The sequence below is a fragment of the Pseudomonas glycinae genome (assembly GCF_001594225.2).
GTDB classification, from domain to species: Bacteria; Pseudomonadota; Gammaproteobacteria; order Pseudomonadales; family Pseudomonadaceae; genus Aquipseudomonas; species Aquipseudomonas glycinae.
Window position 1 is genome coordinate 4,401,732 of record NZ_CP014205.2, and the last position, 21,500, is coordinate 4,423,231.

General features: G+C 58.3%; 20 protein-coding genes and 1 tRNA gene. 7 read left to right on the forward strand and 14 right to left on the reverse strand.

What is annotated here, in order from left to right:
• Positions 1-26: 26 nt before the first annotated feature.
• Positions 27-1,676 (reverse strand): phosphoethanolamine transferase, encoded by a 1,650-nt coding sequence (locus tag AWU82_RS20075; protein ID WP_064383129.1) that lies wholly within the window; start codon positions 1,674-1,676, stop codon positions 27-29.
• A 297-nt stretch (positions 1,677-1,973) separates the two neighbouring features.
• Here AWU82_RS20075 and AWU82_RS20080 point away from each other — a divergent pair, with 297 nt between their 5' ends.
• Complete coding sequence (locus tag AWU82_RS20080; RefSeq protein WP_064383127.1) at positions 1,974-3,158, forward strand: cyanate transporter; 1,185 nt, start codon at positions 1,974-1,976, stop codon at positions 3,156-3,158.
• Positions 3,159-3,356: 198 nt separating this feature from the next.
• Entirely contained in the window at positions 3,357-4,292 is a 936-nt protein-coding gene (locus tag AWU82_RS20085; RefSeq protein WP_064383125.1) for a LysR family transcriptional regulator, read from the forward strand.
• Positions 4,293-4,295: 3 nt separating this feature from the next.
• On the opposite strand, the gene AWU82_RS20090 is transcribed toward AWU82_RS20085, so the two are convergent.
• From AWU82_RS20090 to AWU82_RS20115, 6 genes are all read right to left on the reverse strand, one after another.
• Complete coding sequence (locus AWU82_RS20090; RefSeq protein WP_064383123.1) at positions 4,296-4,661, reverse strand: 5-carboxymethyl-2-hydroxymuconate Delta-isomerase; 366 nt, start codon at positions 4,659-4,661, stop codon at positions 4,296-4,298.
• Between the two features lie 57 nt (positions 4,662-4,718).
• Positions 4,719-5,645 (reverse strand): LysR family transcriptional regulator, encoded by a 927-nt coding sequence (locus AWU82_RS20095; protein ID WP_011332920.1) that lies wholly within the window; start codon positions 5,643-5,645, stop codon positions 4,719-4,721.
• A 73-nt stretch (positions 5,646-5,718) separates the two neighbouring features.
• On the reverse strand, positions 5,719-7,815 hold the full coding sequence (locus AWU82_RS20100) for a DUF6311 domain-containing protein (protein ID WP_064383121.1): 2,097 nt from the start codon (positions 7,813-7,815) through the stop codon (positions 5,719-5,721).
• Complete coding sequence (locus AWU82_RS20105; RefSeq protein ID WP_223290644.1) at positions 7,812-8,174, reverse strand: GtrA family protein; 363 nt, start codon at positions 8,172-8,174, stop codon at positions 7,812-7,814. The genes AWU82_RS20100 and AWU82_RS20105 overlap by 4 nt, the downstream gene beginning before the upstream one ends.
• A 20-nt stretch (positions 8,175-8,194) precedes the next feature.
• On the reverse strand, positions 8,195-8,905 hold the full coding sequence (locus AWU82_RS20110; protein ID WP_064383116.1) for a class I SAM-dependent methyltransferase: 711 nt from the start codon (positions 8,903-8,905) through the stop codon (positions 8,195-8,197).
• 3 nt (positions 8,906-8,908) lie between these two features.
• The gene (locus AWU82_RS20115; RefSeq protein WP_064383115.1) at positions 8,909-9,877 is read right to left on the reverse strand and encodes a glycosyltransferase family 2 protein; all 969 of its coding nucleotides are present in this window, start codon (positions 9,875-9,877) and stop codon (positions 8,909-8,911) included.
• Positions 9,878-10,153: 276 nt separating this feature from the next.
• On the opposite strand from AWU82_RS20115, the gene AWU82_RS20120 reads away from it, so the two are divergent.
• Positions 10,154-10,345, forward strand: a complete 192-nt coding sequence (locus tag AWU82_RS20120) for a YegP family protein (RefSeq protein WP_064383113.1) — start codon at positions 10,154-10,156, stop codon at positions 10,343-10,345.
• Between the two features lie 59 nt (positions 10,346-10,404).
• On the opposite strand, the gene ppk2 is transcribed toward AWU82_RS20120, so the two are convergent.
• Complete coding sequence (gene ppk2 / locus AWU82_RS20125) at positions 10,405-11,229, reverse strand: polyphosphate kinase 2 (RefSeq protein ID WP_064383111.1); 825 nt, start codon at positions 11,227-11,229, stop codon at positions 10,405-10,407.
• A 257-nt stretch (positions 11,230-11,486) separates the two neighbouring features.
• Here ppk2 and AWU82_RS20130 point away from each other — a divergent pair, with 257 nt between their 5' ends.
• On the forward strand, positions 11,487-12,887 hold the full coding sequence (locus AWU82_RS20130; RefSeq protein ID WP_064383109.1) for a DUF3300 domain-containing protein: 1,401 nt from the start codon (positions 11,487-11,489) through the stop codon (positions 12,885-12,887).
• Positions 12,884-13,780, forward strand: a complete 897-nt coding sequence (locus AWU82_RS20135; protein WP_064383106.1) for a DUF2950 domain-containing protein — start codon at positions 12,884-12,886, stop codon at positions 13,778-13,780. The genes AWU82_RS20130 and AWU82_RS20135 overlap by 4 nt, the downstream gene beginning before the upstream one ends.
• Before the next feature lie 363 nt (positions 13,781-14,143).
• Here AWU82_RS20135 and AWU82_RS20140 read toward each other — a convergent pair whose 3' ends face one another.
• The 6 genes from AWU82_RS20140 to dapA all read right to left on the reverse strand — a co-directional run bounded on the left by AWU82_RS20140 (position 14,144) and on the right by dapA (position 20,134).
• Positions 14,144-15,712, reverse strand: coding sequence for an anti-phage dCTP deaminase (locus AWU82_RS20140; protein WP_084777048.1), 1,569 nt, complete (start codon positions 15,710-15,712; stop codon positions 14,144-14,146).
• Positions 15,713-16,440: 728 nt separating this feature from the next.
• Positions 16,441-16,530, reverse strand: a tRNA-Ser gene (locus tag AWU82_RS20145).
• Positions 16,531-16,614: 84 nt separating this feature from the next.
• Entirely contained in the window at positions 16,615-17,328 is a 714-nt protein-coding gene (purC, locus tag AWU82_RS20150) for a phosphoribosylaminoimidazolesuccinocarboxamide synthase (protein WP_007958019.1), read from the reverse strand.
• Between the two features lie 28 nt (positions 17,329-17,356).
• Complete coding sequence (locus AWU82_RS20155) at positions 17,357-18,118, reverse strand: MBL fold metallo-hydrolase (protein ID WP_064383105.1); 762 nt, start codon at positions 18,116-18,118, stop codon at positions 17,357-17,359.
• 4 nt (positions 18,119-18,122) lie between these two features.
• Entirely contained in the window at positions 18,123-19,238 is a 1,116-nt protein-coding gene (gene bamC / locus AWU82_RS20160) for an NlpB/DapX family lipoprotein (RefSeq protein ID WP_064383102.1), read from the reverse strand.
• 17 nt (positions 19,239-19,255) lie between these two features.
• Positions 19,256-20,134 (reverse strand): 4-hydroxy-tetrahydrodipicolinate synthase, encoded by an 879-nt coding sequence (gene dapA, locus AWU82_RS20165; RefSeq protein ID WP_007958015.1) that lies wholly within the window; start codon positions 20,132-20,134, stop codon positions 19,256-19,258.
• 313 nt (positions 20,135-20,447) lie between these two features.
• Here dapA and AWU82_RS20170 point away from each other — a divergent pair, with 313 nt between their 5' ends.
• Positions 20,448-21,008, forward strand: a complete 561-nt coding sequence (locus AWU82_RS20170) for a glycine cleavage system transcriptional repressor (protein ID WP_007958014.1) — start codon at positions 20,448-20,450, stop codon at positions 21,006-21,008.
• A 10-nt stretch (positions 21,009-21,018) separates the two neighbouring features.
• Positions 21,019-21,492, forward strand: a complete 474-nt coding sequence (locus AWU82_RS20175) for a peroxiredoxin (RefSeq protein WP_064383101.1) — start codon at positions 21,019-21,021, stop codon at positions 21,490-21,492.
• Positions 21,493-21,500 lie beyond the last annotated feature (8 nt).

Below are 21,500 nucleotides of genomic sequence, written 5' to 3' on the forward strand. Positions count from 1 at the left end.
TAGTCTTACAGAGTGAGTCTGCCGGCTCAGTCCTTGGCCAATACCCCGTCGATCACCGCGCCCCGGCAGCCGGCAAACATGTCCAGATCGGGCTGGTAGACCTTGCTCTGCACTTCCAGCAGACCGAGCATCGAGTGAAACAGGTTGTCCTGACTCAATGGCTTGTCGCGGCTCATTTGCAGGCAATGAGTGTCGACCGAGTAGGACTTCTGATAGCTGTCGGAGAACCAGGCCAGCATCGCCACGTGTTTCTGCTGCTCCGGCGCCAGCATGTACGGCGTGCCGTGGAGGAACAGGTTGTACTCACCCAACGACTCGCCGTGGTCGGACAGGTACAGCATGGCGGTATCGACCTTGTCCTGATTGCTGCGCAACACATCGATCAGGCTCGACAGCACATGGTCGGTGTACACCAGCGTGTTGTCGTAACCGTTGACGATGCTCTCGCGGCTGCAATTGTTCAGCGCGTTGCTCTCACATACCGGAGTGAAGTGTTCGTATTCCTTTGGATAACGCTTGAAATACTCCGGGCCGTGGCTGCCCATCTGATGCAGGACCAGCACGGTGTCCTTGTCCAGGTGATCGATGAAGCTTTGCAGGCCCTGCAACAGGATTTCGTCGCGGCATTCGCTGTTGGCGCACAGCGCCGGATCTTTCAGATTGCTGACATCCTGCAGGGTGACACGATCGCAGGTGCCTTTGCAGCCCGACTGGTTGTCGCGCCAGATCACGTCGATCCCGGCCCGTTTAAGCACGTCCAGCAACCCTTCCTCATTTTTTGCCTTGCTGGCGTCGTAATTCTTGCGGCCCATGTTGGAGAACATGCACGGCACCGACACGGCGGTTTCCGTACCGCAGGAATGCACGTCGGTGAAAGCGATCAGGCCGGCTTCCTTGTCCAGTTTCGGTGTGGTGTCGCGGCCATAACCAAGGATGCCGAAGTTTTCCGCCCGGGCACTCTCCCCCACCACCAGCACCGTCAGGGATTTGCGCGGATGGTTCTGCACGGCGGCGTTGCGCTGGGCATCTTCGCCGATTGTGACGAACGGTTGATGCACCGAGGCCACCTGCTCACGCAGATAACCGGCCGAGGCGCCAATGTAGTTGCTCGGCACCAGCATCAAGCGAATTTCGTGGTGATTGCGAAACAGCGACGACAGCCCTTGATAATTGGCCAGCGCCACGCCGCCAATGACTGCAACCGACGCGACACTCACCACAACTTTGCTTAATAACTCGCGATGCCAACGGCGATAGTTGACTGGAACTTTCCACAACAACCAGGACGGCAAGACACCCAGAAAAAAGATATAAGCGAGCAACTTCAAAGACAGCAGGTCGCGAACTTCCGTGGCGTTGGTTTCGGCAAAGTTGCGAAACATGCCGGCATCGATCATGACCCCGTATTGGCTCATGAAATAAGCCACGCCGGCACTGACCATGAACAACAACGTCAACACCGGTTTCAACACGGGTCGAAACGCCAGCAACGTCAGCACGATGTTATACGCCGCGAAGATCATCACCCCGAACGCAATACGCATGGCAATGCCCTTGCCGTCCGCAGCGGTAATATCGAACAGGTGCTGCCAGAGAACGAAATTGAATCCGGCCAAAAGAAAGGCGCTGGCAAACAACGTCACCCATTCCGGGCGCACGGCTTTTAACTTGAGCATGGCGAGGGGCGATTTCCTTGAAAGAAGTGCCGTCGTCAATTGTGAAAATTTCATTGACTCAGACCACACAAACTTTAAGCACGCAACCATCAATTTTTTGTGAAAAAGAAGCCAACGATTAGTTGGCCCATGAAATAACCATGAAACTTTTGGAGTATTTGAGAATGGTTCAGCTGTGGTTCAGTCGCTGGCGACGAGGGACCGTATCGAATTTCTCGATAGCGCTCCCGACTTTCTGATTTGCCGCTCCGCTCGCCTGACCGCCTAATCGACCGCCTCTGGTTCAAAGGTCTGACGATGGAAAACGTACGCGCCACTGCCCGCCCCGCTGTCTGGCTGATGCTCGGCATCATCCTGGTCGCCCTCAACCTGCGCCCGTCGATGGCGGCGGTCGGGCCCTTGCTCTCGGCCATTCGCGGCGATATGGCGCTGAGTTTCAGTCTCGCAGCATTGCTGACCCTGCTGCCGGTGATGGCGATGGGGCTGGCGATGTTTTTCGGCATGACGGTCAGTCGGCGCCTCGGTGAACACCGCACGGTACTGCTGTCGTTGCTGATCATTGGCTTGGCGACGCTGTCACGGTTGTTTCTCGACTCGGCGGGAGGATTGATCGCCAGCGCCGTGCTGGCCGGGATCGGCATTTCCCTGATCCAGGCCTTGATGCCCGCGCTGATCAAATCGCGGTTTCCCGACAACGTGGCGCTGTGCATGGGGCTTTACGTCACTTCGATCATGGGCGGCGCGGCGCTGGCCGCTTCGTTCGCACCATGGGTGCTGATGCAAACCGGTAACTGGCGGGCAGGGCTTGCCGTCTGGGCGGTTTTGGCACTGCTCGCCATTCCTGTGTGGTGGGCAACTCGCGCCACGTCACCGGACACCACCCGGGCCGTAGTCAGAAAAGAATCTTTCTTCACGAATTCCCGCGCCTGGTTGCTCGCGATCTTCTTCGGTCTGGGCACCGCGTCCTACACCTGCGTGCTCGCCTGGCTGGCGCCGTACTACGTGGAAAAGGGCTGGAGCGAACAAAACGCCGGCCTGATGCTGGGTTTTCTGACGGCCATGGAGGTGATTTCCGGGCTGGTGGTGCCCGCCATCGCCAATCGCAGCCGTGACCGACGCCTGGTGCTTGGCACCCTGCTCGGCCTGATCATCGCCGGATTCCTGGGGCTGATCCTCTGCCCGCAGCACCTGAGCCTGCTGTGGCCCTGCCTGCTCGGGCTGGGCATCGGCGGACTGTTCCCGATGAGCCTGATCGTGTCCCTTGATCACCTCGACGAACCGCAACGTGCCGGCGGGCTGACCGCATTCGTACAAGGTATCGGTTACCTGATTGCCGGGCTGTCGCCGCTGATGGCCGGGGTGGTTCGCGATCGACTGGGCAGCTTCGAGTGGGCCTGGTGGTCACTGACGGCAGTGATGGTGCTTATGCTGCTGATGGTGCTGCGCTTCAACCCACGGCATTACGCGCAACACATGGACTAATCTGGCCGACCCGTCTGGATAAAGGCTTCTGGCCATCTTCACCGGCTTTAAGTTGGCACGTCGTGTTACTAAAACTTTCTGTCCCACAACTGACCGTGAAACGTCCTACAGGGCTTTCTCCTGGCACCATCGTTCCGTTACGATCATGCGCACACGTTTGCGCGGATTCGGCGCAAGGAGCACAGCGAGACGGAACGGATGCTGAACAGTAACTTGCTTAGAAAGCTCGACATGCAGGATCTCATGGTGTTTGTCGCCGTGTATGAGCAAAGCAGCGTCACCGATGTGTCGGAGGCGCTGTTCGTCAGCCAGTCCACCGTCAGTTACTGCCTGAAAAAACTGCGCACCAGTTTTGAGGACGAGTTGTTCGTCAACACCCGCACGGGCATGCGCCCGACCTACAAGGCCAGCAGCATGTACGGCCATGTGCAGAAAATCCTCGAAAGCATCAACCTGTGCCACGCCGGCGCCCCGACCTTCGACCCGATGGCACAACCGGTGACCTTCAACATCTGCGCACCGGAATACTTCGAACAACTGATCCTGCCGCGAATGTTGAAACGCTTCGACTTCGATGACTTGCCGGTGATGGTCAACATGCACAAGTTCGAGACCGACGTGCCGGTCGAAGAATTGCGCGACGGCAGTCTCGATCTGGTGATCTGTTTCGGTCCGAACTTCCATCGCAGTCACGCCGACCTGAAATCACGCATGCTGCTGGAAGATGACCTGGTCTGCGTCTTCGACAAACGCGCCACGCCGCTGGAACCGCGCCTGAGCCTGCAAGCCTTCACCGAACGCCGGCATGTGTTCCCGACACCGTGGACGTCGACCACCAACATGGTCGATGGCTGGCTGGCGCGGCAGGCGCAGAAACGCCAGATCGTCGCCCGTTCCAACAGTTACAGCGCGGCGCTGAAGATGATCACCGGCACCGACTTCATCCTGACCCTGCCCCGGCGCATTCAGCGTTTGCTGACCAACGACGCGGTGTTCCAGCACTGCGAGGCGCCCAATGGTCTGCCGGGCTTCACCCTCGACATGCAGTGGAGCCACAACGTCGATCAGGACAGCGCCAACCTCTGGTTGCGCGAGCAGGTCATCAAGACCTGCGCGGAGCTGGAAGCGGCCTGAGTCCTACACGCCGATGGCGACTTTGCTGTAGGACTCGCGGTCGATATCGAGCAGTTCCACACTCAACTGCACCTCGACCCCGACCGGCCATTCGCACAGGTCCTGCAACACCGCCAACAGGTTCTGCGACAGTTGTTTCTTGATCTCCGAAGATCGACCGCTGAGCAGCGCCAGCCTGACCGCGACAAAGGCGCGCTCGTTCATGGCGGTGCCGACCTTGAAGGTTTCAACTTTGAGCGCACGGCTCTTGATATCGAATTCCGCCCCGAATTGACCGGAACCCACCAGGGTGTTGTTGAGCCGGATCAACGCAACATCGGCGTTCAGTTGCGGCAGGTTGGCGGTGTATTCCAGGTGCAGGTGCGGCATCTCGGTGCTCCAGTGGTTCGGCGGAAAGGTCGTACATATAACACAGCAATGCCTGACTCACTCCAGCGACGACATCACCGGCCGCTCACTCATGAATTGCTCCAGCCGCGAACGCAGCCAGCGCTCGCCCGGGTCGCTGTCAACGTGGCTGAGCCAGACCATCGACAGATCGAGGGTCGGAGTCTTGAACGGGAACGGCTCCTTGAACAGCAGCCCGGACGCGGCCATGGCGTCGGCGGTGTAGTCCGGCAGGCTGGCGATCAGATCGGTGCCGGCCAGCAGCGCCGGCAACGAACTGTACTGCGGCACCGACAGCACCACCTGACGGGTGCGACCGATGTCCGCCAGCCACTCATCGGCATAACCGCTGACATTGGCGGTGTGGGAAACCAGCACGTGGGGACGTGCGCAATATTCATCGAGGGTCAGCGGCGTGTCGGACTTGTCGGCGCGCAGGATGCTCGGCTGAATGTGTCGCAGCAATTTGCGCTTGGCATTGGCCGGCAGACCACGGGTCTGGCTGATGCCGACGGTGATGTCGCCAGCGGCCAGCAGATCGGGAATCCGCCAGTAATCGACGTGCTGCACCACAAACACCACGCTCGGCGCTTCCTGGCGCAAGGCGCGCAGCAGCGGTGGCAGCAGTCCGAATTCAACGTCGTCCGACAGCCCGATGCGAAAGGTCATGGTGCTGACGGCGGGATCGAAATCCCGGGTCAGGCTAAGGGCCACCGACAACGAGTCGAGCGCAGGCTTGAGATGGCGATAGATGTCTTCGGCACGGGCGGTCGGCTCCATGCGATGGCCGACGCGGATGAACAATGGATCGTTGAGCATGGTGCGCAGACGGTTGAGCGCCGAGCTGATGGTCGGCTGGCCGAGAAACAGCTTCTCGGCGGCCCGGGTCACGTTGCGTTCGAGCATCAAGGTCTCGAACACCACCATCAGGTTGATGTCGGCCTTGCGTAGTTCATTGCGGTTCATCCATTGCCCCCCGATCCCCAGATTGCGGGCAGTGTAGAAAGGCCGCGGGGGCGGCGTCCATCGAAACGCTGCGTCATTGCACCGTCAACGTCTTCAGCCCCAGGCCCATCATCCGCGAATCGTCGTTAATACCCAGTTGCCGCGGGCTGACGGCATCCGGCAACTGTAATTCGATATCGAGCCGGTCATCATTCCCGAGGCGCTGGTTGAGCGCGGCGCTGATCGGAACTTCCAGGCGATTGCCTTGAAACTGCGTCAAACGGGTCTCCAGTACCTGTTGACCGTTCAGACTGACGATTACCCGCTGGCCGGGGTGCCGGGGCTGGATGAATGCCAATGCGTCGATCACGATCGAACTCGCTGGAGGCAAGACCCGCAACTCCATCTTCGCCTGCTGCCCTTCCGTCCACGTCCCCCAGTTTTCCGGCGTCGACCAGCCGCTGACCAGTTGTCGGTTTCGATAATTGAAGGTGAGCGTTTGTCCCGGGCGAGTGAGGGGGATCAGTGACATCCGCCGCCCCTCATCCTGCACGGACAGACACTGCACACAGCGTTTCCAGCCCGGCGCCAGCACCGCGACCCCATCCACGCGCGTCAGCAGATCGGTTTCACTGTTGATGGTTCTGGCGGCATCGACCAGCGCATCGTCGTCCAGGAGGTACAGAGAGTCCGCGTCGTATTGCCCCGAATCGAGCATCGCGCGTGCTTTCTGCTGTGCCCGCGCCAGCGCCGAAGTGCTCATGCGTCCCAGATAGACCGCATCGGTTTTCATCCCGTGGGTCGCTGCGAAACCGGCAATCATCTGCCAGCGCTCACCCTGGTTCTGTGGCATCAGGCTGCGGACATTGGCATAACGCGCAGCGGCACTTGCCCAGAAAGGATCCGTCATCGGGCTGGCCCAGACCGACGAAGGCGCCACCAATTTTCCCTGCCGCAGGCCCATCCAGCCGTTGCGGCTGTCGGCGACCTGGATCAACAGCGCCACCGCGAGCAGACCAATGGCGATACGCGGTCGATAACCGCGCACCACCAGGAAAATCGCAGCCAGGATGCAGACGTACAGAACCGGCCAGAACATCCGGCCCGAGGCACGAAAGATATTGGCCAGCGCGACAAGACTTTTCGGCAGCGGATAACCGAGGTTCCACGCCCCGATGCCGATCTGATTCGACAGCGCGAACAGCCATAAACCGAACAGGGCCATCAACAGCCATGGGCGTCCACGCACCTGATGGTTCAGCGATTGGCGGTTCCGAAACCAGGCCATCAGCGCCAGCGGCATCAACAAGAGAACGCCCAAGCCAAGGTAGTTGAAACCTTCGTAGTCCCCACTCCCCTTCGGCAGATCGGGCAGGATCAATGACCAGCCAGCCGGGTCGACGGGCGACAACAGATTCATCCGGTACAAACCAAAACCGCCGGAGGCCGCACCATCGGCAATGCTGAAGTAACCGGCCTGCCAGCAACACACGCTCACCAGAGCGAAAAGCGTACCGCCCTCGATCAACCCCTGACGCCGGCTCAAAGACTGATTGAAAGTCTTGCCCAGCAGATCCGCCACCCAGATCAGCGCAACCATGGCCAGCAGGTAGGCGTGTACCCATGCCGTCACCGCCAGCAAGACTCCCCAGACGAGGCGCCGCCGGCGCAGATTCGGCAGCAGCGCCAGGTACAGCGCGGCCAGGATCAGGAAATGGCCGGCCAGTGAAAGGTGCCCGCCCATGCGCAAGAACATTGCTGGCGAGAACGCCAGCAGCCCTGCACCCAGAAGTCGAATCAAGGGATTGGCCGTCATCAGCCCAATCAGTTTCCAGCCAAACCAGGCTTGCAACACGCAACACGCCAACAGCCACAAACCGAAATACTGAAAGGTGTCCGGCAACCAGGCATTGAATGGTTTGAACAACAGCGCCAGCAGTGGAATGGAGTCGGAAAAAATGATCGCGCTACCCAGTTCCAAACCGTAAGAAGGATTGAGCCCGAGCGGAAAAGTCCACGGCGAATGCCGGAAAAAAACCCAGCCCAGATAATGCGTCGCCGGATCGCCCTGCTCCAGCCAGGCGATGTTCTGCGGGTTCAGCGCCTGCGGCCCGACTACCAGAAAAAACACCAGAACACCCAATAACACGGGCAATAGAAATAGAGCCGGCTGCTCGCGTGAATCCCTCATCGATACGTCCAGAAGTTATGCAGTACAAACGTGAACGCCGGAATCGTCAGCGCCACCGCACCGATACCCGCCAGATAATGCAACCCGGCCTTCTGTGCCGCCCAGGCCACGAACATCGCCAACAGGAAGCCGCCCGCCGAAACCATCAAAAAACGCCGCAGGGTCTTGCCGTGCAACCGGGCGGAAAAACTCCAGGTGGTGTTGATCACGTAGGACACCACCGTTGCCACGGCAAAAGCCACGCCGTTGGCCAACGGAGGCTGTGGACTGACGAAGTTGATGAACAGCACCGCCACCAGTGCATGCAGTGCCGTAACGAACAGACCGGTTACGGCGAAGCGCAGGCCGCGCTGAATCAAAGCGGATCTCTGGGGTATCGTCACGGCTTGCGCGCCAGCACGAACACACTCAGACCGCCCACACGGTTGATGCCCATCAACGGCAACTCAAGACTGCACAGGGTTTTCAGCAGCATATTGACCAGCGGATGGTGTTTTTTCAGCTGCGAACGCGGGGCCGCCCCTCGAGCGCCGCCGGGTAACAGGCGCGACGCCAGCGCAAGCGGGAAGACCACTGCGAAGTAATAGGCGCCCCGCTCCACCGTCAATCCGGCGTTACCCGCCAGAGCCTCGAATTGCCCCAGGGTGTAGCGACGTTTGTGTTCGAGAAAATCATCGTGCCCGCTCCACATGAACTGGAACGCCGGCACGGTCATCAGAAAGCGGCTGCCGGACGGCACTTTGTCGACGTAGGATTTGAGCAGGCCTAGATCGTCATCGACGTGCTCCAGCACATCCATCAGCAACACCAGATCAGCGTCGACGTTGTCGATCGAGCGACGGTAATGCACCGGTTTGCCGACGGTGGTGGCGCTTGAATCGGCCGGGTAGCTGATGTCCACGCACCACGCTTCGCGCGCCGCCGTGTGGGTCAACAAGTGATGGGAGAAAAATCCTGAACCGGCGCCGACGTCGAGAATTCGTTTGATCGGCGTTTCACCCAGCAAGCGGCGGGTGGCGGCCGCTTTGGAGCAGTAATACCAATGCTCGCCGATGCTGTCGCCGAGGATGTCGGTTTCCTTGAGATCCATCTGTCAGTCCTTGGATTCGTAAATGCGGCGCACCAGGAAAACCGGCCGGCGCTTCGCTTCGATATAAGTGCGGCCCAGATACTCGCCGAGCACGCCGATACCGATCAATTGCAAGCCGCCGAGAAACGTCACGGCAACCATCAGCGAGGCGTAACCGGGCAAGTCAACGCCATGAATGAGCGTGCGCAGCACAATGAACATCGCAAAGGCGAACGACACCAGAGAGACCAGCGCCCCCAGATACGTCCAGATCCGCAGCGGTTCGGTGCTGAAACTGGTGATGCCCTCCAGGGCGAAATTCCACAGTCGCCAGCCATTGAACTTGCTCTGCCCCGCCGCCCGCTCCGGGCGTTCGTACTCGACCTGGGTGGTGCGAAATCCGACCCAGGCGAACAGGCCTTTCATGAAGCGCCGGGATTCGGGCAATGTCAGCAGCGCGTCGACCACGCAGCGATCCATCAGTCGGAAATCACCGACGTTTTCCGGCAATGACTGTTCGGCAATTTTGTTGTGCAGGCGATAGAACCAACTGGCAGAGGTCTGCTTGGCCCAGGAGTCGTTGCGCCGGCTGATGCGGTGGCCAAGCACCACTTCAAAACCTTCGCGCCAGCGCTCGATCATTTGCAGGATGACCTCGGGCGGATCCTGCAGATCGACATCGATCGGCACCACGATTTGCCCGGTGGCCATCTGCAAACCCGCGGAAAGCGCCGCCTCCTTGCCGAAATTGCGGCTCAGATCGACGATGCGGATGCGCGAATCGCTCTGCTGGCAATGCAGCAAACGTTCCAGCGTTGCATCGGAACTGCCGTCATTGACGAACACCAGTTCCAGTTCGACCAGCGTCTCTTGCGCGAACACCTGACGAATGCGCAGGAGAAAGCCGTCGAGGCTGTCCTCTTCATTGAATACGGGGATCACCAGCGACAACTTCACCGGGCCCGCGTGTTGCGTTCCGTGCGGATGGGTCAATGGACTGCTCTTTCTTATAGTGATTGTCGGTCGCCGAACGCTGTTCGACGCCATGAGCCGCACCGTATTAAGCAGCAGCCCGGAATGTCATGCAAGGGTGAAACGAGGGCGTTCCGGCCAATCCGGAGGACGATCCCTGCGCTCTGGCCCGCGCCTTCCAGAAACATTCACGAACGATTGGAAACAAATCCCCGATAGCCAAAAAACCGCGCTCCGCTAGGCTTGCGTCGAGGCGTCACACAGGCTGTCGCACATAAATCGCATGGAGCGAACTGAATGTATTTCGAGATTTACAGGCAATCCAAAGGCACCCCGAGCACCGGCAAGGGCCAATGGCGCTGGAGATTGAGGGCGGGGAATCACGAGACGGTCGCCAGTGGCGAGTCGTATGTGAACAAGGCGGATTGTCTGCACGTGATCGAATTGATCAAGGGTGTGCAGGGGGATACGCCGGTCAAGGAGATCTGAGGACTGTCCAGGACGCCGGGCTGCCTGAGTTGGCAGCTCCGGCGACTTCTGAAGTAGCTTCAGAACCTTTCGGGAATGTGCCTGAAGGGATAATCCGACTCTTTGTATCCCCCCGGTTTCTGCCGCTTGGGCAATCTCACCTTCTCTCGCGGCACCTCTTTGTAGGGGATGCGACTGAGCAGGTCGGAAATGATATTGAGCCGCGCCCGACGCTTGTCGTTCGAGTTGGCCACCAGCCATGGTGCGTAATCGGTATCGGTCGCTTCGATCATGTCGTCCCGCGCCCGGGAGTAGTCATACCAGCGGCTGTAGGACTTGAGGTCCATCGGCGACAGTTTCCAGATCTTGCGCCCGTCGACAATCCGCGCCTCCAGGCGCCGGGTCTGTTCTTCCTGGCTGACATTGAGCCAGTACTTGAGCAGGATCACCCCCGAACCGACAACTGCGCGCTCCACCAGCGGCACGGTCTTGAGAAACTTTTCGACCTGTTTGTCCGTGCAAAAGCCCATTACCCGCTCGACACCGGCGCGGTTGTACCAACTGCGATCGAAGATCACCACTTCGCCAGCGGCCGGCAAATGCGGCAGATAGCGCTGCAGGTACATCTGGCTCTTCTCGCGATCAGTCGGGGCTGGCAACGCGATGACGCGAAAGACTCGCGGGCTGACCCGCTCGGTCAGCGCCTTGATGGTGCCGCCCTTGCCCGCACCGTCACGGCCTTCGAAGATGATGCAGATCTTGATGCCTTCGGCCTTGACCCATTCCTGCATTTTCACCAGTTCGATATGCAGACGGCGCAGCTCGGCAAGGTAGTCCTTGTTTGACAGCTTTGTATGTTCCTCAGGTTTTTCTCGGGGCGAGTCTTTCTTCTTTCCCTTTGCCATGACCAGACCTCTCGGGTTGGAGCGACAGCCAGGCTCGTTGGCATTGCATGGCCTGGAACCGGAAAGTTTAGTCATTTATCGCAAAACGCAAGCAAACGTGCGGTAACTCACAGGCAACGTGCTTATTTCGAAAAAGCCTGTACAACTTTTGACGGAATGCCAATCGCCAACCATTCTCCATCACGGCGCAACGTCCGATGTCGGCCGTTGATGCCTGGCGTGTTGCAAACCTGCCATCTGGATGTGGGGAAGAGGTCATGCACAGTTCGCTCTTGCGCGCCGCGTCGCTCCTGCTCGCCTTGAGCGCTGCACCGCTCTTGTTGCAGGCCGCCGATGCGCCTGCGGCTCCGGCGGCGGCCACCGCTTCTGCCAAAGATGCCGTGTTTACCACAGAGCAGCTCGACCAGATGCTCGCGTCGATTGCCCTGTATCCCGACCCACTGCTCGCTCAAGTGCTGATGGCCGCCACTTATCCGGGAGAAGTTGCCGAAGCCGCGGGCTGGTCCAAGGCGCATCCAGACGCCAAGGGCGATGATGCGGTCAAGCAAGTGGCCAGCCAGACGTGGGATCCGAGCGTGCAGGCCTTGGTGGCGTTCCCGCAAGTCTTGGCGACTCTGGGGCAGGACCCGGTCTGGGTACAACGTCTGGGGGATGCCTTTCTGGCCCAGCCTGACGAACTCATGGCCGGCGTTCAGCGCTTGCGGCGTCAGGCCCAGGCGGCGGGCAATCTGCAGAGCAATCAATATCAGAACGTGACAGTGCAGAACGTAACGCCGCCCATCTCTGCCGGGACAACCAAGCCGGCCGACAACACAACCATCATCATTCAGCCCGCCGATCCGCAGGTGGTCTACGTCCCGACCTATAACCCGACGACCACTTACGGCACCTGGCCTTATCCCGCCTCGCCGCCGGTGTATTACCCGCCGCCACCCGCTTACTACCCGGGTCAGGCACTGGTGGCCGGGCTGGCCTTCGGTACGGGCGTGGCGGTTGTCGCGTCGTTGTGGGGCGACTGTGATTGGGGCAACAACGATATCGACATCGATGTAAACCGTTACAACAACATCAACGGCAATAACCGCATCACCAACAACCAGAACAAGTGGCAGCACAACACCGTGCATCGCGATGGCGTGCCTTATCGTGACAACCGCAGTCGCGCGCAGTATGGCCGGCAGCTGGACGGCGCGGCTCAGCGTGACGCCTATCGCGGTGACAACGCGCAGCGGGCCCAGGCTCGGGAGCGAGCTCGCAACTCGATGGACAAAGCCGGTATCGAGCGTCCCGCCACCAGCAATCGGGAAGCCCGGAATCAAGTCCGCGAAGCGCAATCCGCCAATGTTGGCAATCGCATGCAAGGCGGCGCGGACAGGCCTAGAGCCGCCGACCGCGCTCAAGGCAACACGCGGGAGGCGCGGCAGCCGGGCGTTAATCAACGTGACAACCGTGCGTCCCATGCCCGAACCGCCGCGGGCAGTGCGCGGAACAACGCCTTCGCCGGCGCGCGCTCTCCGTCCCAGACCCGCGTCCAGGCTGATCGTGGCCGGGCCAGCCAGATTTCTGCGCAACGTCCCAATACCTCACGCGTAGCCGGACATCAGATCAGCCGGCCATCCGGCGGGGGCATGCGTCAGAGAGGAGGTGGCCGTCGATGAACATTCATTCTCTGCTCAGGAGCTGCCTGATCCTCGCGGCCGGCCTCGCATTTTCGAGCTTCGCCTCGGCCCAGCAAGTATTTCCAACCCCGGAAAAAGCCGCTGAGGCCTTCGTCGAAGCCCTCGGTACGCAACACGCCGACCAAAAACGCCTGACTGAATTGCTGGGCGAGGAATGGCACAGCTTCATTCCCCGTGAAGGCGTGCAGCGCAGCGATGTCGATGCCTTCCTCCAGCAATACCGCGAACAGCACACCCTGGAAAAGACCGGCGACAACAAGGCCGTACTCTCCGTCGGGCCCGATCACTGGACGCTGCCCATCCCCCTCATCAAAGACAAAACCGGTTGGCGCTTCGACATGAAAGCTGCGCAGGTCGAAATCCGTGCCCGTCGCATCGGCCGCAACGAACTGGCGGCAGTGCAATCGGCGCTGGCCTACGACGACGCCCAAATGGACTACGCCTCGGAAGACCGCGACGGCGACGGCGCCCTCGAATACGCACAGAAAATCTTCAGCTCCCCCGGCAAACACGACGGCCTCTATTGGCCAGAAGACGACAGCGGCCAGATCAGCCCCCTCGGCCCCGCCTTCGGCCAGGCTATCAACGACGAAGACTGGCACGGCTACCACTTCCGCATCCTCGACGCCCAAGGCCCGTCAGCACCGGGCGGCGCCTACAGCTATCTGATTGGAGACAAGATGAGTCGCGGATTCGCCTTGATCGCCTGGCCTGCGAAGTATGCCGACACCGGGGTGATGAGTTTCATGATCAGCCATGAGGGCCAGGTGTTTCAGAAGGACCTCGGGCCGGATGGGGAGAAAGTGGCGAAGGCGATGAAGCGGTTTGATCCGGATGATAGTTGGGAGGTGGTGGATTTGGGGCAGAAGTAGTTGGGGTGTCGAATTGCGTTGGATCAGAAACGAAAAAGCCCCGTAGCTTCTCAGCTACGGGGCTTTTAAATGTAATTTGATAACGCTATATAATCAAAAAAAACGATTACGCTGAACAATTCGCTGCACAAGCCGAGACTGAGCTCCAACCGCTCGATCTTGAGGAAATGCAAGCACTACACTTTTAGTCTGAATTGCGTTAGCTGAGCCTCTGTAAGTAGACAGATCACCTTCATAGGAAGCAACGCTACTAACAGAATTTCCGTAACTTGCAGCCTCAAAACTGAAGGACAGCTGCGCCATAGATCCGGCTTCGCATTTATCCTCTGACTGATCCATAAACAGCTCCACAAGTCATCACCTTCAAAGGCGCCGGGATTCTAGACCCTTCACCACCAGTCCTTCAAGAGTCGAGACTGCCTCCATTGATATGCGAGCCACTGGTTCCGCGTCTCTGAGAATCATACGCCCATCTTTTTTCCGACCAGCGGGGTGAGCAGAGAAGAATTTCAGGAATCGCGATGGCGCAACACCATCAAAAGGGAGCACCCTAACCTTCGTCGCGTCACTCTCGTTTTCAGTTATAGCATCTTGGTGAAGACGGGTAGCAAGGCTCTTACGATACGGCTCAAGAAAAATCACTTCTCTGATGCCAGCAGCTACCAGGTGTCGCGCACAAGAGTGGCAAGGGTAGGTCGTCACAAACAATTTACCGTGGCGAATTTTGCCCCCGTCTGTCGCTCCTGCATTAAGAAGAGCATGCATTTCAGCGTGAACAGCACGAGAGAATTCTATGAGACTCTTGAGCTGTGTTTTCCCTCTGATCACTGCTAAAGCAGCCTCTCTCTTATCCAACGAAATCAGTTCACTCTCGATTAATTTATCTACAATGTAATTAGAGATTACCTTTTTTTCCTGATCGTTTGAGCAAACACCTCCATCCAAATTCCAACAACGGCGGTCCTCATCAAAGTTAAGTCCATCTCCCTCTGTCTGGTACAAACCACCAAAAGCCTTTGGAACATCATTCCAGCCCGTGGAAATCACCTCCCCCTCACAACTTGTAATTGAAGCACCAACTTGACGAGAAAGGCATGCGGAATTCCTTGCTGCCGAAAAAGCAGCATACATTGCTCTTTCATTTACAGTAGGGGTTGCAACCATTGTCCCCAACATCAAATCCAGAAACCGCTTGACTCTACTAATTCGATGCGAGTCTGTAGTTTTCTCAACTCGTAAAAAAAAATCCGACTGAGGAAACGTATCTTCAACCCTTTGGCCGTGATCTATTTCCTCTCCAGAGTCTCGATCTATCAGATCATGAACCCCGTCGCCCTTCAAAGCACCTTCTAGACGAGAAATTCGCATTTCTATCGGAGAATACACACCTACGACGTACAACATTTCCCCATAAATGGATCTTAAGAGCCGCAACTCATCAACATGTTTAATCGAATCAATTATATGACACCATTTCAGAGTAACATTTGGTACCAAACTATCATCTGAGTCAGTGCGAAACAAATCAGGGTGCTCGGACTTTTTAGCTTCCGCCGCTTTCTCCTGCTCAGAAGCCCTTGCAATACTGATCCTTCTAATCGCAAGCTTTGCGAGCACCTCATTACCATGGTCCTTCCGCAAATCGTTACCTGCCTCAATCAAATCTTTTACTGAGCAATCTCCAGACAAATTCGATTTAGCTCTAATCTCATCGCTTAGCCTAATTATTTCTACATGCTCATAACCATAATCAGTGCTAAGCAATAGATCTCTAAAATTTTTAGCAACCTCATGCAAAGGAGTACCCAATGGCCCACAAAGCGCGATTACAACCTGAGGGGTGAGGGTCCGATCAATTGCAGTTATATCATCAAATCCCGCACCGACCTCCACTCCTCCAACTACACGAAGACTAGGATCAACAGCTGCCATAAGAAATATCCTTCTGGAAATTTTCTCTACTAATCATGGCACGCAATCTAAAATTCGCAATTGCCTACCTTTACCTGTGCGATCAGCACCAAGGCTATGGAAGCCGAAAATCGGATAAATTTGTAAGAATATTAAAGACAAGTCGTACGACTTTACGATGCAATATTGATGCAATACGGCGCATTCCTCCGAAGACCGCCAAGATAGAAAGTTTTCCTACATTATTTTCAGACCGCCACATCACAAAATTTCTCTAGGCCAATGGGTACCTCAAGAAGCGACTGCTTCTCCCTACTCCGATAAAACCTAGCTATTCAGCGTAGCTGTGAGAACAATCCGAGCAGGGCACGGGGTTTCAAGTGATCGGTGAGATCACTTCAAATCTTCCTGAGGATGGTGAGACGGTCCGTTATGAACGACCACGACATTCTTGATGTCCGCGAGGTGGCCAATGAGGCGGCATAGCCGTATACCCGCATCAGACATCCGTCTGTCGCCCCATTGCATACCGCTTACTCAAAAGAAAAAGTCGCGGTCCAATACCTGAGATTCCAGACGATTTCAGCGCTGCGACCAGATTGAGCAGGTGACTCCGATCTAGGTTGTACACAGGAGCGGCGACAGATTTTTTTCTCTACGCAGGAAAAACATGCGCGCAGCTTTAGTAGCAAAAACAGTACAAACAAAAAAGCCCCGTAGCTTCTCAGCTACGGGGCTTTTTCTATATATGGCGGAGAGATAGGGATTCGAACCCTAGGTACCGGTGAAGGTACAACGGATTTCGAATCCGTCCCATTCGGCCACTCTGGCATCTCTCCAACGGCGCGCATCATAACAACACTTTCGCTGAATGGGAAACCCCCAGACGAAATTTTTTCCGTGCTATCAGATGCTTGCGTCGATTAAAGCGGTACGCCCAGACGGTTGGCGACTTCTTCGTAGGCTTCGATGACGTCACCGAGGCCCTGGCGGAAGCGGTCCTTGTCCATCTTCTTCTTGGTGTCCTTGTCCCACAGACGGCAACCGTCCGGGCTGAACTCGTCGCCCAGGACGATGGAGCCGTCGCTGAACACGCCGAATTCCAGCTTGAAGTCCACCAGCAGCAGGCCTGCGTCGTCGAACAGTTTGCTCAGGACTTCGTTGACCTTGAGCGACAGTTCTTTCATACGCGCCAGTTGCTCGGCGGTGCCCCAGCCGAAGGCCACAACGTGGGATTCGTTGATGAACGGATCGCCCTTGGCGTCGTCCTTCAGGAACAGTTCGAAGGTGTACGGGTTGAGCTTCATGCCCTCCTCGACACCCAGACGCTTGACCAGGCTGCCGGCGGCGTAGTTACGCACGACGCACTCGACCGGGATCATGTCGAGTTTTTTCACCAGCACTTCGTTGTCGGCCAGCAGCTTGTCGAATTGGGTCGGAATGCCGGCCGCTTCGAGTTTCTGCATGATGAAGGCGTTGAACTTGTTGTTCACCATGCCTTTGCGGTCGAGCTGCTCGATGCGCTTGCCGTCGAACGCCGAAGTGTCGTTGCGAAACAGCAGGATCAAGCGGTCAGCGTCGTCGGTCTTGTAAACCGATTTGGCTTTGCCGCGGTAGAGTTCTTCACGTTTTTCCATGATGGGCTCCGCTTGCTAAGTAGATGGGCTAGGCGATGTGGCGCCAGTCGAGCCCTGAATCTTGATCGGCCAGTTGCAGCCAGTCCGGGTCGCACCCGAGGGTGTCGACAAAACATTGCCGGGCCAGCTGCGGCAGGTTGTTCTTGCTGCTCAGATGGGCCAGGACCAGGTGTTGCAGGCCTTGCCAGCCCAACTCGGCCACCAGGAATGCCGCCTGATGGTTGTTCAAATGTCCCAGCTCACCGCCCACCCGCTGCTTGAGAAAGTACGGGTAATGACCACGGGCCAGCATGTCGCGACAGTGATTGGACTCGATCATCAACGCATCGAGGTCCCGATAACCGTCCAGCACCCGCTCGCAGTAGGAACCCAGGTCGGTCAGCAGGCCGAAGCGCCGCTGCTCTTGATCGCTGAATACGTACTGGGTCGGCTCCTGCGCATCATGGGCCACGGCAATGACCCCGATGCTCAGAGCACCGATCTGCAGTTGCTCGCCACCGGTCACGAAACCGGCAGGTTCAATCGGTTTGCGCATCCCGCGCAGTGTGCCGCGACTGAGGTAGACAGGCAGATTGTAGCGCCGAGACAGCAAACCCACGCCATGCACGTGGTCGGCATGTTCGTGGGTTACGAGTATCGCGCTCAGTTGCGCCGGGTTCACACCCAGGCGCAACAGGCGTTTTTCGGTTTCCCGCAGGGAAAAACCACAATCCACCAGCACATACGTATCAGCACTGGCGATCAGCGTGCCGTTCCCTTGGCTACCGCTGCCGAGAACGGCAAAACGCATTGGATCAGCCCAGGTTGTCCTGAATCACGCTCAACACTTTGCGGGCCACATCGGCCGGCGCAACGGTGTTGATGTTTTTCTCGACGGTCACCTGAACGTTCTCGCCGACCTTGCTCAGGCGAACCTGATAACGCTCGGCACGGGCTTCAACTTCTTCCTTGGTCGGCGCGCTGCCGAACAGGCTGCTGAAGAAACCAGGTTTCTCGTCTTTCTTCTCGGCCTTTTCGGACAAGTTGATGTAGTAGAGACCCAGGCTGCGGTTGATGTCTTCAACGCGCCATTCACCCTGCTCCAGCGCACGACCGACGCTCGACCAGGCACGATCCAGGTCCGTACCGACGTTCAGTACCGGGTTGCCGCTGCCGTCTTCGCTCAGGCTGACACGGCTCGGGGTATCGAAATCACGCGAAGCCAGCATCGACACCGAACCACCCTTCTCGGAGGTACGGCTCATGCTCGCGAGCATGTCGTCGACCAGCGCGGCGTCGAGGCCGGTGTTGACCGAACGGTTGGTGAAATCAACATTGGCGGTGCTGCCGGCAGGACGCTCGGCGCTGACCACGTAGACTTCACTGGTGTTGCGCTGCACGCCCGGCTCGATGCGCACCCGCACACGGGTTTCACTGTCGGTGCTGACGCCGGCGGCGCTCAGGCGCTTGGCCATGGCGGCGGACAGTTCGTCGGAATGCTGCCAGGTGGTGGTGAATTCGCCGGTTTGCGGGCGCTGTTCATCCAGACGGAAACCGTTGTCCTGGAAGTACTGCACCGCCACTGGCCAGACTTCGGCCGGTGGATGCTGGGCCATGACCCAACGGGAATCACCGCTCTTCTGCAGCGAGTAGTCGCTGGCATCGGCAACGGTCGACAGCGGTTGAGGACGCGGGACGATGTATTCACCCTTGGCGGTGTCGTCGGCCACGTTGCGCGGGATCGGCAGCAGCGGATCCAGGCGCTTGGAGGTGCTGACGTCCGGTGGCAGTTGCATCGGTGCAGTCTGTTGCGCTTCCAGGTAATCGCTACCACGGTCACGGAAATAACCTTCCGGGCCCCAGACCCATCCGCAGCCACTGGTGCTGGAGATAATCAAGGCAAGTGCGGAAAGTCCGGCCATTCGCTTCATGCGTTGTACTTCCTCAATTAAACCAGGACGTTGCACTGGCGCAGGGCCGAGCGCAGCGTTTCATGACAAGGAGCGCTCAGCCAGGTCAGCGGCAGGCGGATGCCTTGGTGCATCAGGCCCATTTCGACCAAAGCCCACTTCACCGGAATCGGGTTGGCTTCGATGAACAGGTCCTTGTGCAGCGGCATCAGTTTTTCGTTGATGGCCCGTGCGGTCTCGGCGTCGCCCTTGAGCGCGGCCTCGCACAGGTCGGCCATTTCGCGCGGGGCGACGTTGGCGGTAACAGAGATGTTGCCCTTGCCGCCCAGCAGGATCAGCTCGACTGCGGTCGGATCATCACCGGACAGCACGATGAAGTCCTTGCTCACGCCGTCGATGATCGCCTTGGCACGCTTCAGGTCGCCGGTCGCTTCCTTGATGCCGATGATGTTCGGCACGGTGGACAGGCGGATCACGGTCTCGGCCTGCATGTCGCAGGAGGTGCGGCCGGGAACGTTGTAGAGAATCTGTGGGATGTCGACCGCTTCGGCGATGTGCTTGAAGTGCTGGTACAGGCCTTCCTGGGTCGGCTTGTTGTAGTACGGGACGACCAGCAGGCAGGCATCGGCGCCGGCTTCTTTAGCGTTGCGGGTGAGCTCGACCGCTTCGCGGGTCGAGTTGGCGCCAGTACCGGCGATCACCGGAATACGACCGGCGACCTGTTTGACCACGGCTTTGATGACGGCGATGTGTTCTTCTACATCAAGGGTTGCCGACTCGCCGGTGGTGCCGACCGCGACAATGGCATGGGTGCCGTTCTTGAGATGGAAGTCCACGAGTTTGCTGAGGCTGTCCCAGTCAAGACGCCCTTGTGCATCCATGGGAGTGACCAGTGCCACCATACTGCCCGCAATCATGAAACCGCTCCTGCCGGAAAAAGAGAGCGGTAATGGTACTGGCGCCAAGATGCTTGCACAAGCGAAGTACTGTGCCGCCATTCCCCTTGGCGCCGCTTTTCGCTACCCTTCAGACTTTGATCGGTACTGATCAGCTTGTACGCCGGGTTCCAGCCTCCCGTTTCGGCCTCCCGGGCCCCGTTCCAGTGTCGTTGCCGTACGCTTGCTTGTTCATGAAGCCGTAGCGCCACACGAACCGGGCCTTCCGGACAGGCATTGCCCCGGCAATCAACGCCCTCTCCCTACCGACCGCTCATCGCTTTAGGAATGCTGCATGTCCACCCCCACAGTTCGCGAACAATTCCTTGTCATCAGTGCCCTCGGCGCCAATCCCATGGAGCTGACCAACGTCCTGTGCCGCGCCAGCCATGAAAACCGCTGCGCGGTGGTTACCTCGCGCCTGACCCGCCACGGCGAGTGCAGCGCGCTGGTGCTCGAAGTCTCCGGCAGCTGGGACGCCCTGGCACGCCTTGAAGGCAGCCTGCCGGTGCTGGCCAAGCGTCATGCGTTCACCGTCAACGTGGTGCGCAGCGCCGCCCTGGAAAACCGTCCGCAAGCCCTGCCGTACGTGGCTTACGTGTCTTCGGCGTACCGTCCGGACATCATCAACGAGCTGTGCCAGTTCTTCATGGATCACAACGTCGAGCTGGAAAACCTGACGTGCGATACCTATCAGGCACCGCAGACCGGCGGCACCATGCTCAACGCCACGTTCACCGTGACCCTGCCCGCCGGCACCCAGATCAGCTGGCTGCGCGACCAGTTCCTGGATTTCGCCGACGCCATGAACCTGGATGCACTGATCGAACCGTGGCGCCCACAGAACCCAATGTAAGGAAGCTTTCATGGCCGTTGTCATCGACCAACCGGTTACGGATTTCGAAGCACCTGCCACCAGCGGGCAGACCGTCAGACTGTCAGCCCTCAAGGGCAAGCAAGTGGTGATCTATTTCTATCCGAAGGACAGCACCCCGGGCTGCACGACCGAAGGCCAGGGCTTTCGCGATCAATACGCAGCATTCAAGGCTGCCAACACGGAAATCTTCGGAATTTCCCGCGACAGCCTGAAGTCCCACGAGAACTTCAAGTGCAAGCAGGAATTTCCGTTTGAGCTGATCAGCGACAAGGAAGAAGCCGTCTGCCAGCTGTTCGACGTGATCAAGCTGAAGAAACTTTACGGCAAGGAATACCTGGGCGTTGATCGCAGCACCTTCCTGATCGACAGGGACGGCGTACTGCGTCAGGAATGGCGCGGCGTGAAAGTGCCAGGACATGTGGATGCAGTGCTGGCTGCTGCTCAGGCGCTGAACAAGGCCTGATGCTGTCG